This is a genomic window from Streptomyces scabichelini, from assembly GCF_011045015.1.
Lineage (GTDB): Bacteria > Actinomycetota > Actinomycetes > Streptomycetales > Streptomycetaceae > Streptomyces > Streptomyces scabichelini.
Genome location: NZ_JAAKZY010000036.1, coordinates 1 through 14,812, shown reverse-complemented (window position 1 = coordinate 14,812; position 14,812 = coordinate 1). Strand labels below are relative to the sequence as shown.

At 70.3% G+C, this 14,812-nt stretch carries 13 protein-coding genes and 1 pseudogene; 6 read left to right on the top strand and 8 right to left on the bottom strand.

The genetic code is table 11. The features are described from left to right. Positions 1–31 precede the first annotated feature (31 nt). Together G5C60_RS14085 and G5C60_RS14080 are read right to left on the bottom strand one after the other, a co-directional pair. Complete coding sequence (locus tag G5C60_RS14085) at positions 32–1,054, bottom strand: hemolysin family protein (protein WP_165258774.1); 1,023 nt, start codon at positions 1,052–1,054, stop codon at positions 32–34. Further along, entirely contained in the window at positions 1,051–2,385 is a 1,335-nt protein-coding gene (locus G5C60_RS14080; protein WP_165258772.1) for a CNNM domain-containing protein, read from the bottom strand. Before G5C60_RS14080 ends, G5C60_RS14085 begins: the two co-directional genes overlap by 4 nt. Positions 2,386–2,675: 290 nt before the next feature. Between G5C60_RS14080 and G5C60_RS14075 the strand changes: the two genes are divergently transcribed. The 3 genes from G5C60_RS14075 (at position 2,676) to G5C60_RS14065 (ending at position 5,503) form a co-directional block, all read left to right on the top strand. Further along, a complete protein-coding gene (locus G5C60_RS14075; protein WP_165258770.1) occupies positions 2,676–3,023 on the top strand; it encodes an ArsR/SmtB family transcription factor in 348 nt (115 codons plus the stop codon). Next, the gene (locus G5C60_RS14070) at positions 3,020–3,277 is read left to right on the top strand and encodes a hypothetical protein (RefSeq protein ID WP_165258751.1); all 258 of its coding nucleotides are present in this window, start codon (positions 3,020–3,022) and stop codon (positions 3,275–3,277) included. The genes G5C60_RS14075 and G5C60_RS14070 overlap by 4 nt, the downstream gene beginning before the upstream one ends. 120 nt (positions 3,278–3,397) lie before the next feature. Next, positions 3,398–5,503 carry an MMPL family transporter gene (locus tag G5C60_RS14065; RefSeq protein WP_165258747.1) on the top strand — a complete coding sequence of 702 codons (2,106 nt, stop codon included), beginning with the start codon at positions 3,398–3,400 and terminating at the stop codon, positions 5,501–5,503. A gap of 479 nt (positions 5,504–5,982) precedes the next feature. Here the strand turns inward: G5C60_RS14065 and G5C60_RS14060 are convergent, their stop codons facing one another. The 4 genes and pseudogenes from G5C60_RS14060 to G5C60_RS14045 form a co-directional block, all read right to left on the bottom strand. Beyond that, positions 5,983–6,648 (bottom strand): response regulator transcription factor, encoded by a 666-nt coding sequence (locus G5C60_RS14060; RefSeq protein ID WP_165258743.1) that lies wholly within the window; start codon positions 6,646–6,648, stop codon positions 5,983–5,985. Next, complete coding sequence (locus G5C60_RS14055) at positions 6,645–7,820, bottom strand: sensor histidine kinase (RefSeq protein WP_338145816.1); 1,176 nt, start codon at positions 7,818–7,820, stop codon at positions 6,645–6,647. Before G5C60_RS14055 ends, G5C60_RS14060 begins: the two co-directional genes overlap by 4 nt. A 626-nt stretch (positions 7,821–8,446) precedes the next feature. Continuing rightward, positions 8,447–8,710: pseudogene (locus G5C60_RS51965) on the bottom strand (M56 family peptidase); the annotation flags it as partial. Further along, on the bottom strand, positions 8,707–9,096 hold the full coding sequence (locus tag G5C60_RS14045) for a BlaI/MecI/CopY family transcriptional regulator (RefSeq protein ID WP_165258739.1): 390 nt from the start codon (positions 9,094–9,096) through the stop codon (positions 8,707–8,709). The pseudogene G5C60_RS51965 and the gene G5C60_RS14045, both read right to left, overlap by 4 nt. Positions 9,097–9,378: 282 nt before the next feature. Here G5C60_RS14045 and G5C60_RS14040 point away from each other — a divergent pair, with 282 nt between their 5' ends. Further along, positions 9,379–9,954: a TerD family protein gene (locus G5C60_RS14040; protein WP_165258737.1), complete on the top strand. Its 576-nt coding sequence runs from the start codon at positions 9,379–9,381 to the stop codon at positions 9,952–9,954. Between the two features lie 89 nt (positions 9,955–10,043). On the opposite strand, the gene G5C60_RS14035 is transcribed toward G5C60_RS14040, so the two are convergent. Together G5C60_RS14035 and G5C60_RS14030 are read right to left on the bottom strand one after the other, a co-directional pair. Beyond that, a complete protein-coding gene (locus G5C60_RS14035; RefSeq protein WP_165258735.1) occupies positions 10,044–11,219 on the bottom strand; it encodes an alpha/beta hydrolase in 1,176 nt (391 codons plus the stop codon). 349 nt (positions 11,220–11,568) lie between these two features. After that, on the bottom strand, positions 11,569–11,973 hold the full coding sequence (locus G5C60_RS14030) for a DUF6193 family natural product biosynthesis protein (RefSeq protein WP_165258733.1): 405 nt from the start codon (positions 11,971–11,973) through the stop codon (positions 11,569–11,571). 155 nt (positions 11,974–12,128) lie between these two features. Here G5C60_RS14030 and G5C60_RS14025 point away from each other — a divergent pair, with 155 nt between their 5' ends. Both G5C60_RS14025 and G5C60_RS14020 read left to right on the top strand, forming a co-directional pair. Beyond that, positions 12,129–12,986 carry an NmrA family NAD(P)-binding protein gene (locus G5C60_RS14025; protein ID WP_165258731.1) on the top strand — a complete coding sequence of 286 codons (858 nt, stop codon included), beginning with the start codon at positions 12,129–12,131 and terminating at the stop codon, positions 12,984–12,986. A 479-nt stretch (positions 12,987–13,465) separates the two neighbouring features. Then, positions 13,466–14,812 (top strand): cytochrome P450 (locus tag G5C60_RS14020; protein ID WP_165258729.1); only part of this gene is annotated, 1,347 nt, incomplete at its 3' end.

Genomic DNA, 14,812 nt, shown 5'->3' with positions numbered 1-14,812 from the left:
CCCTGCTGAATACAGGGCCGTCAGGGCCGGGTCACGCCTTGGCCGGAGCCGGGCCGACCAACTCGGACAGGACGTCCTCCATCGTGACGAAGCCGAGCACGGCGCCCCTCTCGCCGGTGACGGCGGCCAGGTGGCTGCCTTCGGCGCGCAGGGCGGTGAGGGTGTCGTCCAGTGGGGTGTCGATCCGGACCCGGGTGACCCGGTGCAGGGCGGTGGACGGGAAGGGCCGGTCGCGGTCGGTGATGCCGAGGGTGTCCTTGATGTGCAGGTAGCCGAGCAGCGTGTTCTCCGGGCCGGTGACCGGGAAGCGGGAGAAGCCCGCCTCGGCGGCCACCCTTTCGAGCCGCGCCGGGGTGATGGTGTGGTCGACCGTGCGCATCTTCTGGGCGGGGACGAGGATCTCGCCGACCGGGCGGGTGCCCAGTTCCAAGGCGTCGCGCAGCCGCTCGCCGTCGCCCGGGGTGAGCAGTCCGGCCTCGCTGGAATCCACGACCATGCGGGCGAGCTGGTCGTCGGTGAAGGCCGACTCCACCTCGTCCTTGGGCTCCACCCGCAGCAGCTTCAGCAGGGCGTTGGCGAAGGCGTTGATGCCGAACACGAACGGCTTCAGCGCCCGAGTGAGGGCGACCAGCGGCGGGCCAAGGAGCAGTGCCGTCGGGACCGGGGCGGCGAGGGCGATGTTCTTCGGGACCATCTCGCCGATGAGCATGTGCAGGTAGGTGGCCAGGGTCAGGGCGATGACGAACGCGACCGGGTGCACCAGGGCATGCGGGATGTGCACCGTCTCGAAGGCGGGCTCCAGCAGGTGCGCGATGGCGGGCTCGGCGACAGCGCCGAGGACCAGCGAGGAGACGGTGATGCCGAGTTGGGCGGTGGCCATCATCGCGGAGATGTGCTGAAGGCCCCACAAGGTCATTCGGGCCCGTTTGTTGCCCTGTTGGGCGCGGGGTTCGATCTGGCTGCGGCGTACGGAGATCAGGGCGAACTCGGCGCCGACGAAGAAGGCGTTGGTCAGCAGGGTCAGGGCGCCGATGGCGAGTTGCAGGACGGTCATCGGGCTTCCTCCGCCAACTCCCGCAGGACGCGCGCGGGTTCGGTGATGCGCACTCGGTCGGCACGATGGTGCTCGATGTCCAGCACGGTCAGCTGCCAGCCGTCCAGGGCGAGGGTGTCGCCCCGGGCCGGGATCCGGGCGAGACGGGTGGCGATCAGGCCGGCCATCGTCTCGTACGGCCCCTCCGGCGCGGCCAGTCCTATCCGGCCCAGCTGGTCGAGGCGCACGCTGCCGTCCGCGTCCCACACCGCGCGGCCGTCCTCCGTCGCCGGGGCGGGCAGCAGGTCGGGGACCTCGACGGGATCGTGCTCGTCGCGCACCTCGCCGACGACCTCCTCGACGATGTCCTCCATCGTCGCCACCCCGGCCGTGCCGCCGTACTCGTCGATGACCACGGCCATCGTGCGGGTGGCGCGCAGCCGCTCCAGGAGCCGGTCGGCGGGCAGACTGTCGGGCACCAGCAGCGGCGTGGTGGCCAGCTCGGTGACCGGAGTGAGCTGCCGCTTGTCCGGCGGCAGGGCGAGGACGTCGCGGATGTGGACGGTGCCGACCACCTCGTCCAGGCTGTCACGGTAGACCGGGAAGCGGGACAGGCCGGTGGCATGGGTGAGGTTCGCCGCGTCCGCGGCCGTCGCCTGCGCTTCGAGCGCCTTGACGTCGACGCGCGGGGTCATCACGTTCTCCGCGGTGAGCTCGCTCAGGTGCAGGGTACGTACGAAGAGTTCGGCGGAGTCCGCTTCCAGGGCGCCCTCGGCGGCCGAGTGCCGGGCGAGCGCGACCAGTTCCTCGGGGCCCCGGGCGGAGGCCAGTTCCTCGGTGGGCTCCAGGCCGAAGCGGCGTACGAACCGGTTCGCGGTGTTGTTCAGATGCTGGATGAACGGGCCGAACGCGGCCGTGAAGCCGCGCTGCGGGCCCGCCACCACCTTCGCGACCGCCAGCGGCCGGGAGATCGCCCAGTTCTTCGGCACCAGCTCTCCGACCACCATCAGCACCACAGTGGAGACGACCACGCCCAGGACCGTGGCGACGGACGAGGCGGCGCCACCCAGGCCGACGGCCCTGAGCGGGCCGCGCAGCAGCGCGGCCAGCGACGGCTCGGCGAGCATGCCGATCACCAGCGAGGTGACGGTGATGCCGAGCTGGGCGCCGGACAGCTGGACGGTGAGCCGGCGCACCGCCTTCAGCGCACCGTCCGCACCCCGCTCGCCGGCCTCGGCGGCGCGTTCCAGCTCGCCGCGCTCGACGGTGGTCAGTGAGAACTCGGCCGCGACGAAGATCGCGCACGCGAGCGTGAGGAGCAGGGCCAGGAGCAGCAGCAGGATCTCGGTCACCGTGCCACCCCCGCTCGCTCAGTCATGTGTGGCGGGCGGGGAATGACACGGCTGGGACTGGGAGGCTCACCCATCGCGGGTCCGTCGCTCCTTTTCGTTCTCGTACGAAGACAGTGGATGTGGAGGCGAGATTGCCTGCCTCTGCACCAACTGTAAAGGAGTCGCAAAGAACGTCACCTGGCAGTCCTACTCTTCCGACCCTGACTCGACCCTGAGATACCCCCCAGTCTTCCCCGACATGTGTCAGGTTTCTTTGACAGGTCTCTGCTTGCACCGTCACCGTGAAGGGCATGAGCGAGGCTTCCGCCCCCTCGGGGGACGAGCTGTTGAAGGTGCTTTCGGCGCTCGGCAATCCGCATCGGATGCGGATCGTCGCGGCGCTGAGCGAAGGCCGTAACTATGTGAGCGCCCTGGCACGGGAGATCGGCATGGGGCGTCCGCTGCTGCATATGCATCTGCAGCGGCTGGAGGCCGCCGGGATCGTGTCCGGGTCGCTCGAACTGTCCGAGAGCGGCAAGGCGATGAAGTACTTCGAGCTCGCGTCGTTCTCGTATCTGCTGAACCCCGAAGTAGTCGCTCAGGCGGCACGAACGCTCACCGAGGAAGACAAGACGACAGTGAAGGAGACCGCGTCATGAACGGCGGGGACTGGGCAGGAGTGGTCGGCGCCGGAGGTGTCTTCCTCTTCCTCATCGTGGTCGTGTGGCAGATCGCCGCGACCTGGCGCGCGCGGATGCTGGCCGCCCGCGAGGAGCAGTACAAGCTGATGGCGCTCAAGTACCAGCAGCTGCTCGAGGACAACGTCGAGCAACAGCGCCGCTCCATCGAGGAGTTGACGCAGGCCAGGATCTCCCTCGCGTCGATGGAGAAGATGATGCGCGAGATCGAGTAACGAGATCGAGCCCCATGAAACGCGTACGGCCGGGAGCGGCAACTCCCGGCCGTACGGAACAGAAGCACGCTCCCGCGAGCCCATCGCAGAGAACTCACTTCCACCTGAAGGAGACCACCCATGCCCGCTTGGTTCAAGCGGCTCTCCATCGCCCCGGGCGGACGCCGGGCCAAATGGCTCGTCCTCGCCGCATGGCTGATCGTCGCCGTCGCACTCGGCCCACTGGCCGGAAAGCTCGGCGAGGTCGAAGAAACCGGGCCGAACGCCTTTCTGCCGCGCGGCGCCGAGTCCGCGCAGGTCAACACGGAGCTGGAGAAGTTCCGTACGGACGAGCTGATGCCGGCCGTCGTCGTCTACACCGGCGCGGACACCGCGAGCGTGCGGCAGCAGGCCGACACCGAGCGCGCCGGGTTCACGAAGTTCGCCGCCGAGGGCGAGGAGGTGTCGCGGCCGGTCCCGTCCGCGGACGGCAAGGCGTTGATGACCGTGGTGCCGCTGGCCGACGATGACGGCATCACGGACAAGGTCGACGAGTTGCGCGACATCGCGGGTGCCAACGCGCCGCCCGGTGTCGACATCGAGGTGGGCGGTCCGGCCGCGTCCCTCACCGACCAGGTCGCGGTCTTCGACGACCTGGATTCCACACTGATGATCGCCACCGGGATCATCGTCGCCGTCCTGCTGCTCCTCACGTACCGCTCCCCCGTCCTGTGGCTGTTCCCGCTGATCTCGGTCGGCTTCGCGGCCGTGCTCACGCAGGTCTGTACGTATCTCCTCGCCAAGCACGCCGGTCTGCCCGTGGACCCGCAGAGCGCGGGCGTCCTGATGGTCCTCGTCTTCGGTGTCGGCACGGACTACGCCCTGCTGCTCATCGCCCGCTATCGCGAGGAGCTGCACCGCCGGGAGGACCGGCACGCGGCGATGAAGACCGCCCTGCGCCGCTCGGGCCCGGCGATCCTCGCCTCGGCCGGCACGATCGCGGTCGGCCTGGCCTGTCTTGCCTTCGCCGACATCAACTCCTCGCGCTCGCTCGGACTTGTGGGGGCCGTCGGTGTCGTCTGCGGCTTCCTCGCAATGATCACGGTGCTGCCCGCGCTCCTCGTCATTGCCGGGCGCTGGGTGTTCTGGCCCTTCGTACCGCGCTTCGGCACTCCGGCGCGCAAGACCCACACCGTCTGGTCGCGGATCGGTGCGGCCGTGGCCCGCCGCCCGCGCTGGTCCTGGATGATGTCGGTCGCCGTGACCGGTGTACTCGCCCTCAGCGCCATCGGGATCAACATGGGTCTCACCCAGGCCGAGATGTTCCAGGACAAGCCCGAGTCGGTGGTCGCCCAGGAGAAGATCTCCGCGCACTTCCCGTCCGGGGCCTCCGACCCGGCGAAGATCATCACGGCGACGGACAAGGCCGACGAGGTCGAGGCCGCCGCCGAGAAGACCGCCGGCGTGGCCCGTGTGGAGAACGGTGACCGGACGCCCGACGGTCGGCTGACCTCTCTCTCCGTGGTGTTGAAGGACGCACCGGACAGCCGGGCCGCCAAGGACACCGTCGACACCCTGCGGGACGCCGTGGACGTGGTCGAGGGTGCCGACGCCCTGGTCGGCGGCACCACCGCGCAGACCCTGGACACCCAGCGGGCCGCCGACCGCGACCTGCGGACGGTCATCCCGATCGTGCTGCTCGTCGTGCTCGGCGTGCTGATCTGGCTGCTGAGGGCCCTGGTCGCCCCGCTCCTCCTCCTGGCCACCGTGGTGTTGTCGTACTTCGCGGCACTCGGCGCCTCGAACCTGCTCTTCGAGCACGTCCTCGGTTTCGCGGGCGTGGACTGGTCGATCCCTCTCATGGGCTTCGTCTTCCTGGTCGCCCTCGGCATCGACTACAACATCTTCCTCATGCACCGCGTCAAGGAGGAGACCGGCCGCCTCGGCCACACCCGCGGCGTCCTGGAAGGCCTCGCCGGCACCGGCGGCGTCATCACCTCCGCGGGCATCGTGCTGGCCGCGACCTTCGCCGTCTTCGCGGGCCTGCCCATGGTGACGATGGCCCAGATGGGCGTGATCGTCGGTGTCGGAGTACTGCTCGACACCTTCTTGGTCCGTACGGTCCTGGTGCCCGCCCTCGCCCTCGACCTGGGCCGCCTGTTCTGGTGGCCGAGCGCACTGTCCGGGGCCGGGCAGGCACGGATGCCGGACCAGCCGGCCGCGGCTCGCGAGCAGGAACGGGTGTGAACCCTTCGTGGTCCTTGCGGGGTGTCGCATGGTGGGGCACCCCGCTTCGGGCGAGGCGGGTGGCCGGCGAGCGGGTCATGGCGCGCAGGTGGCTCTCCGCGGGATCGAAGGCGCTGACCGGCGGGTCCAGCGGGCCGGGGTGCCATCCCCACTGGAGAGGAAGACCTTGGCGCCCTGATGTGGCGCTGGCCCTCGGCGAGGTGCTGCGGGTCGTGGGTCTGCCAGATGCTCCGCCGGGCCACCGGGTCGCCGCACAGCGCGTTCAGATCCCCGCCGTACGCCTCCTCCAGCTGGGGCCAGACGTTCCGCATCCGCGGACGGCGGTCCTGTCGCCGTACCTCTTGGTGAGATCCCGTGCTTCGGTCATGCCGTCGACGCTGCGGAGGGCCGGCCACCCGGACATCTGCCGCCGGGAGTCGGCCGCTACTTCCGCCGGGGTACGCCGAGTACGCCAAGCGTGGAGTATGCCGTGATGGCGCTCAGCCCTCGCCCGCCCGCACCAGCCCCGTCTCGTACGCCAGCACCACCAGCTGGGCCCGGTCCCGGGCCCCGAGCTTGGTCATCGCCCGGCTGACGTGTGTCTTCGCGGTGAGCGGTGACATGATCAGCCGCGTTCCGATCTCGTCGTTCGACAGGCCCCGGCCGACCAAGGCAAGAACCTCGCGCTCCCGCTCGGTCAGTGGCTTCAGCACCTGACGGGCTTCGGTCTCCGGGGCCTTGAGCCGGGAGAACTCCTCGATGACGCGGCGGGTCACCGCGGGCGCGAGCAGGCTCTGCCCGGCGGCGACGGTGCGGATCGCGGTGCGCAGGTCGTCCGGCTCGATGTCCTTGAGCAGGAAACCCGCGGCCCCCACGCGCAGAGCTTCGAAGACGTACTCGTCGGCCTCGAAGGTGGTCAGGACGAGGACGCGTACGGCGTCCAGGGCGGGATCGGAGGCGATAAGGCGGGTGGCCTCCAGTCCGTCGGCCCGGGGCATGCGGATGTCCATCAGCACGACATCGGGACCGGTGATGCGCGTCAGCTCCACGGCCTCGAGGCCGTCAGCGGCCTCGGCGACCACGACCAGGCCGTCGGTGAGATCGAGCAGCGCCCGGAATCCCGCGCGGACGACGGTCTGGTCGTCGGCGAGCAGCACGCGGATCATGCCGCGCTCCCACCGACGGGCAGCGTCGCGTGCACCTGCCAGCCTCCGCCGGGCGACGGCCCGGCCCGCAGGGTGCCGTCCACGGAGACGGCACGTTCGCGCATGCCGACCAGTCCGTAGCCACCGCTGCCGGTCTGGGACATCGCCGACCCGTCGTCGGTGACCTCGACCACCAGCCGGTCGCCGTTGAGGGCGACCCAGACTGCCGCGTGCCGGGCTTCGGCATGCTTGATCACGTTGGTCAGCGCCTCCTGGACGATGCGGTACGCCGCCAACTCCACCAGCTGCGGCAGCTCACGGCCACCGGTGTCGGTACGCAAGGACACCCGCACCCCGGCGCCACGCACCCGCTCGGCCAGCTCGCCGAGCTGCGCGAGCCGTGGTGCCGGATCCGTCCGCGCCGCACCGTCTTCGCGGAGCACCCCGACCGTGGACCGCAGCTCCCGTACGGCCTCCTTGCCGGACGTACGCACCTGCCGCATCGCCTCCCGGGCCAGTTCCGGTCTCGTATCGAACGCGTCCAAGGCCAGCCCGGCCTGCACGGTCATCGCCGACACGGTGTGCGCGACCACGTCGTGCAGCTCGCGCGCGATCCGCACCCGCTCCTGCTCGACCTTGCGCCGCGCCTCACGCTCCCGCTCGGCCTCGGCACGAACGGCCCGGTTCGCGTACTCCCCCAGCAACTCCCGCCGCCCGCGCACCACTTCACCCAGCAGAAGAGGTACGAGCGGCCACAGCATCTCCAGCATGGGGGCGCCCTGGGGCTGTGCCACCTCGATGCCCGCGATGAGTGAGACCACCCCGGAGGCAAGCGCGGCGACAACCGCGGTACGGACCGTGCGGCGCCGGTTTCCCTGCACCGCCACCGCGTACAAAGCGACCATCACTGGCAGATTCAACAACTCCCCGATGTGCCCGTACAGCGCCCACCCCGCACACGCCGCCCCGGTCACCAGCGCGACGGCCACCGGCCACCGGCTGCGCACCAGCAGCGCACCGACCGAGACCGCGAACAGCAGCCAGGTCACCCAGTCCGCCTGCCGGTGTCCCGGGTCGTTGACCGCCGCGTCCGAGCCCGTGAACAACGCCACCACCGCAGCGATCGCGAGGTCCGCGAGCGGCGGCGGCAGAGGCCATGGGATGCGGCGCGTCCAGAACACGGTGGGGGTCACAAACTCACGATATGGGCCGCACTCATGGAGCGCGTACGACGAGGGGAGTATCCGACCGCCAACTCTCGGAGGCCTATGCTGACTTGACGGGCCATAGCCTGGGAGCCCAAGCGCTGGGCAACCGGACCGCCGCATGGCCTGGTCGGCATTGCGCTCTCGGCCCTCCCGCGGGAGTCGATCCCTCCCGTTCGGCGCGGCACATCACGAGGCGGAGGCACCGGTGCCGCGGCCTTGACGAACGGGACCGAAGCCGTGTTCTGCCTGGTGGAGCGCCACGGGCTCCCGGTTGAGACCCTGTCCGCTACGCCCGTCGCGACCAGGATCCCGACGGGTTACCGGGCGAGGCGACGGCTGTCGCAGCAAGGTGACCTTCGAGGACCGCCGCATCGACGGGGGTACGGCCGCCGTGGCGGACTCCGGCAGTGTCGAACTCCGCGGTGCGATCGAGGTGTTCCACATCCTGTGGCCGTCGGCTGTGCGGGAAGGCCGCGGGTCGCCCTGTTGGGCCTGCTGACCGGGTGGATGAGCACCATCGTCACGGCGGAGTTCGCCGACGCCATCGCGGACACCGCCGTTCCCGCGGCTGCCGCCCATGCCGCGAGACCCACCGCCATGAACGCTGCGGGCAGCGTGCGGCCGCAGGCCACTGCCACCACGAGCAGCGCGGGGATGGTCCGCCGGCCGGCGGCCTCGTCGTACGGGACCGCCTCCCGCACCTCGCGATCCGACCGGCCGTCAGACCGTGCTGCGGACCTCCATCACCGCGGCCACCCCGGTCAGCAGCCGGGCAGCGGTGCGCGGGTGCAGATGCTGCTCGGCAAGGCGCGCGATCGGCCACGCCGTCAACGCAGGACCAGCGGCAGAAAGACAAACACCCCCTGAGGCTTCAGTCTTCCCCTTCGCTCCTGGGCTGGCCCAGTACTTCGCGCAGCAGCCGTTCGTCATCGGGGTCGAGTCCGGTGACGAAGCTGGCCAGCACCGCCTCCCGGTCGTTCTCGGCCTCCAGAACCTTGCGCATCTTTCTCGCCGCGAGGCCCGCCTGGTCGGAGGCAGGCGTCCAGGCGAAGGACCGGCCCGTACGCTCGCGCGTGACCGCGCCCTTGGCCAGCAGCCGGGTCAGGATCGTGATCACCGTCGTATAGGCGAGGTCCCCGCCCAGGCGCTCCTGCACCCAGCCGGCCGTCGCCGGCCCCTCCGCCTCACGCAGGGCCGACAGGACCAGCCCTTCCAGCTCACCCTGCCCCCGCCGCCGCGGACGCTGCCGGTGATCCGTCACGCCCCGTCTCCCTCCCGGTGCAGCGCACTTCACAAGTGATCCATCGTAGCGACGCCGACACTGCGCGACTCCGGTACGCATGGGCAGCCGGCTGTCGGCGGAACTCCTCGACCTGACGGTGCATCGGCTACCGCATCCTGTTTGCCAACTGCCCGCGACTGAACCGCCATTTGAACCACCATTACGGTCCAATCGAATCTACAGTGACGTAGATTTCAGGGCGGGGTCCGCGCCGCGGACCCCGCCACACATGCGGAAACACATGCGAAGAAGGAGTACACCGTGGGAGTTTCCCTGGCCAAGGGCGGTAACGTCTCGCTCAGCAAGGAGGCACCGGGCCTGACCGCCGTACTGGTCGGCCTGGGCTGGGACGTGCGCAGTACCACCGGCACCGACTTCGACCTCGACGCCTCCGCCCTGTTGCTCGACGCCTCCGGCAAGGTGCTCTCCGACCAGCACTTCGTCTTCTACAACAACCTGAAAAGCCCGGACGGTTCCGTCGAGCACACCGGCGACAACCTCACCGGCGAGGGCGAGGGCGACGACGAGGCCGTCAAGGTGAACCTCGCCGCCGTGCCTGCCGAGATCGACCGGATCACCTTCCCGGTCTCCATCCACGACGCCGCGAACCGCGGCCAGAGCTTCGGCCAGGTCCGCAACGCGTTCATCCGCGTCGTCAACCAGGCGGGCGGCGCCGAGATCGCCCGCTACGACCTGTCCGAGGACGCCTCCACCGAGACGGCCATGGTCTTCGGCGAGCTGTACCGCAACGGCGCGGAGTGGAAGTTCCGCGCGGTCGGCCAGGGGTACGCCTCCGGTCTCGCGGGCATCGCCTCCGACTTCGGCGTGAACGTCTGACACCGGTCCGACCACGCCGCCGGGCCCGCCTCTCCGAATCGGGTCCGAATCGGGTCGGCGACCACCAACTCGCCCATCATTGCGGCAGCTCAGCCGCCCTCCCCGATCCCTGAAGGCCCCCGACGCGCGGCTGGAACCCCCGGGAGCGGCGGCAGGGCATGGCCAAGGACACCGGCCCCGGCCCATGCCCCGGCCCGCTCGACGGCCTGGGTCGGCCGGCTTCCCGGCCCAGCACCGTGCAGGGCGCGGAGCAGCATGGGCAGGGAGCGGTTCCACTCTCGTGCCCAGTAGGGCGGGGAGTGCGTGCCCGCGTAGAAGTGCGTGGTCACATGAGCGCCGACCGACTGCAGGCGCCGGCTGAGCGCACGCGACTCGCGTTCCATCAGCGTCTCGGTCGGGGAGATGGCGTCGGTGGGGAACGGGTCGGCCGGGTCCTCCAAGCCGGGCACGTCGGGGTCGGGTTCCACCCCGGGCGGATCGAGGACGCCTGCCCTGCCGTCGCCGCTGGAGAGATGGACGGGGATGCGGTGCAGCTGCTCGGCCAGGTAATACGGGTCGTGCGCCTGCCAGTTGGCACGCTGGGTGACCGGATCGCCCCACAATGCCTTCCAGTCGAGGCCCAGATAGGTCATCGCGGCCCGGACAGCGTGCGGGTGCTGCAACGGGTGGACGAAGCCGCTGTAGCTGGCGACCGCCCGGAACAGTCCGGGATGGCGCGCCGCGTACGACAAGGCTCCGAAGCCGCCCTGGGACTCGCCCGCGGCCACGCGCCGGAACCCCGCACCGTAATCCCGCTCCAGCAGTGGAAGCATCTCCCTCAGATGGAAGCTCTCCACTGCCGGCGGCCCGCCCCGGCCGCCGTTGAACCAGTCGCTGTAGAAGCCGAACAGTGGCATCTCGGGCATCACGACGAGGACGTCGCGCAGTTCAGGACGCCGCTGAATGCCGGAGTCGTAATCCTCCGTCCAGGCCCGGTAGTTGCCGTCGCCGCCGACCAGCAGGTAGATCGTCGGCCAGCGCTCCCCGGGCCGTCGTTTCTCCCAGCCGTCGGGAGTCAGCAGCCGCACCTTCGCCGTCCGGCCCAGCGCGGGCGAGTCGATCGTGAGGTCGACCAGACGGGGTCCCGCCCGCTCCTCGGCAACGACACGGGCGCCGTGCTGCGGGGCACTGCCGACAGCATGGACAGCGGACACACCGGACAGCAGGAGGACCGCCGCGAGCGCCGAGGCGAGCCGCCTCACCAGTCGCAGGTGTTTCTGGGCCATGGTGTTCCCTCCACAGGACGGACTTCGGCACCGAGGGGCAGCCGGTGGCCGGACCAGGCGCACAAGGTCCGGAAGCCGAGCGACGGCAGACCAGGTGTGTCGGTCGCGTGACGGGCCCGCGCACCTCGGTCACGTCCGTGACGGTAGGCAGGGCCGACTCCTTCCGCATCCTCCGCCGGGAGTCGGCTGCTACTCCCCCGGGAGCAGGGCAACCACTGACACAGTGTCCGCGCACGGCTCGTTGGTACGAACCGACAGGGGCGCCATAAACGCAGCACGGTGACCGGCGCTGTGCGTACCCTCCAGGCATCCCTGCCCTGTCGGTGCACCTCTGCGGTACAGGTCCGGTTCAGCCGGACCACGGAGCGCGGCCGTCGGAGGCTGCGATGGCGTGGAGTCGGTCGCGGATGAGGCGGGCGGCCAGGGTGACCGCCTGTGCGGGATCGCTGGTGACGAGGAGAAGGTTGTCCTCACTGACGGGGTAGGCGCTCACGCCGAACTCCCCTGCTGCGGCGCCGATGACAGGGAAGCATTCGCCGTCCCGCAGGCGGTAGTCGTCGAACCGGGAGAGGGTCAGCATGGTCGTCGACAGCCCTGGATAGAGGGTGCTCAGCAACGGGTCGCGGACCGCGACCTGCAGCAGGGCCCACATGGCGGGGGTGTACGGGTCGGAGTCGGAATGCGGTGGGCGGAACTCCTCGAGGAGATCCCGCCACGCCTCACGGACGCTTCGTACCGTGCTGTCGCCGTTCATGACGCACCATTCGGCCGCATCGCCACAGTTGAACCCGTTGCGGCCCTTGAAGACAGGCCGTGCTCTCTCAGAACTCTCTGAGAACCCAATTCTCTACGCTTCTGGCCCGAGGCTTGCGGACAGAAGCTGACCGCAAGGCTTCCTACAGTCGTGCCATGACACAGACGCAGAAGATTCTTGTCACCGGCGCCACCGGAACCGTCGGCCGTCAGGTCGTCGCCGAACTGCTCGCCCGAGGCCACGCGGTCCGCGCCCTCACGCGGGATGCGACCAGGGCCGCACTCCCCGTCGGTGTCGAGGTCGTCCAGGGCGACCTGACCGAACCCGACAGCCTGATCCCGGCCTTGGAGGGTGTCACCGGCCTCCATCTGATCACGTTCGGCGGCGCCTACTTCGCCCCGCTGGAGACCGGCCCGCGGATCCTTGAGCTGGCTCGCTCGGCCGGCGTACGCCGGGTCACCGTGCTGCACGGCGGCGGGCCGTCCCTGCTGGAGGACGCCGTGCGGGCCGAGGCCGGTGTGGACTGGACCGTCCTCATGCCGGTGGAGTTCATGGCCAACGCCCTGGAGTGGGCGGAGGGGATCGTGGCCTCGGGTGAAGTCCGCGAGCCGTTCGTCTCCCGGCTGAGCGCCATGGTCCACGAGGGCGACATCGGCGCCGTCGCCGCGGTCGCGCTCACCGAGGAGGGCCACGGGGGCCAGGAGTACGTGATCACCGGCCCCGAGCTGCTGAGCGTCGGCGACAAGGTGGCGACGATCGCCGCCGCCCGCGGCCGGGAGATCACCTTGGTCGAGCTGACCGAGGAACAGGCCGTCGCGCAGTGGCGGGCGGCGGGCCACCCGCAGGACGTGATCGGCTTCCTGCTCGAGGCGTACGGGAACACCCCGGAGGTGGGCCGTACCGTCGCCGACACCGTCGAGCAGGTCACCGGCCGCCCGGCCCGCACCTTCGAACAGTGGGCCGCGGAGCACGGGGACGCCTTCACGGCACAGTCCCCCGTGATCACGGCGTAGCCACCACGTCACACGTGGACGGGCCACCTGGACGGGCGACCTCGACGGGTCACGTGGACAGGACACTTGGGCGGGACGCGTGAACGGGCGTGGAAGGATCCGCACCACCGGCGACGACCGCGTCCGCCACCGCTGGCGACGAAGCCGGGGTGACTCCGTCGTAGTGGATGGGCTGCGGCCCGGGAGCACTCACAGCAGGGTCGTGTGCCGCACGGGCCAAGTGCGGCACACGACCCCGCTGGTCACTGCTGTAGGACGAGGGGACCGATCTGGGCCAGTGCCGCACGTCGACTGCGGCGGTGCGTCCTCTGTGGTCCGAGCGGTGGATCGGCAGGCCGTACGCGTACGGGCCCGTCGCTCGTCGCCCGTCGGCAGATCTCCGTACGACCCGCACGTGGCCCTTACCACGCCTGATGCGGGATTGTCCACGGGCCGCCGCTGGGCAGTGATCACGGTGTTGTCCTCTGAAGGGACCGACCGTGACCCTCGCACCCCCTCCCCCCATCCCCAAGGCGGCGGGTTCGCTCCCGCTGCTCGGCCATGCGATACCGCTGATGCGCGACAACCTCGCCTTCATCGCCTCCCTCCGCAGCTACGGCCCACTGGTCGAAATCCGCCTGCAGCCCACACAGCCGACCCTGGTCGTCAACGATCCCGCACTGATCCGCACCCTGCTCGTCGATGCCGCCCCAACCCTCGACAAGGGCCGCTTCTTCGAGAAGATGGGCCAGCTGCTGGGCGACAGCGTGGTGACCGCCGCGGGAACGGACCACGTCCGCAAGCGCCGCCAGCTGCAGCCCGCCTTCCGCCACACCGAGATCACTCGGTACGTCGACCTCATGCGCGAGGAGGTCACCGCCGCCATGGCCCACCTCAGACCGGGCCAGGTGATCGACGTACGGGAGATGATGGTCAAGCTCTCCCTCGACATGCTCGCCGCGACCGTCTTCTCCTCCAGCATCGATGCGGCCGCCTTTGGCCGGCTGCGCCGTGACCTGTCGGTGGTCATGAACGGCGTCGGGACCCGCATCATGCTGCCGGACTGGGCGGAGAAACTGCCGCTGCCCGCCAACCGGCGCTTCACCGCCGCCCGCGACGCGGTACGCGCCACCATCGGTGAGGCCGTCACCGACCTGCGCGCCTCCGCCCGCGAGGGCGGCGACATGCTGTCCATGCTGCTGGACGCGCAGGACGAGGCCACCGGACAGCCACTGACGGCCCATCAGATCTGCTCGGAGATCCTGACCCTGGCGGTGGCCGGCACGGAGACCACCGCCTCCGTGCTGTCCTGGGTGCTGTACGAACTCGCCCGCCACCCGGCCATCGAGGAAAACGTCCAGCGCGAACTCGCCGACGTTCTCGGCGAGCGGCCCGTCACCTTCGACGACCTCAGCCATCTGCCCTACCTCGGCCGGGTCATCACCGAGACCCTGCGCCTGCACCACACCGGCTGGCTCGTCACCCGCCGCACCCTCACCCCCACCCGCCTGGGCGCGTGGGAGATCCCGGCCGACACCGAACTCGCCTACTGCCAGCACGCCCTGCACCGCGATCCCGCACTGTTCCCCGACCCACTGCGCTTCGACCCCGACCGCTGGCTGGACAAGAGCCAGGACCGCCTCGCCGAGGGGGCGTTCCTGCCCTTCGGCGCGGGCAAGCACAAGTGCATCGGTGACCGCTTCGCCCAGGCCGAGATCACCACGGCGCTCGCCACACTCATCCGCAGCTGGCGGCTCCAGCTCACCCCCGGACAGCGCGTCCGCCCCGTGGCCCGCGCGACCGTACGCCCCAGCACCCTCCACATGACCTGCCAGCCCCGCACCCCC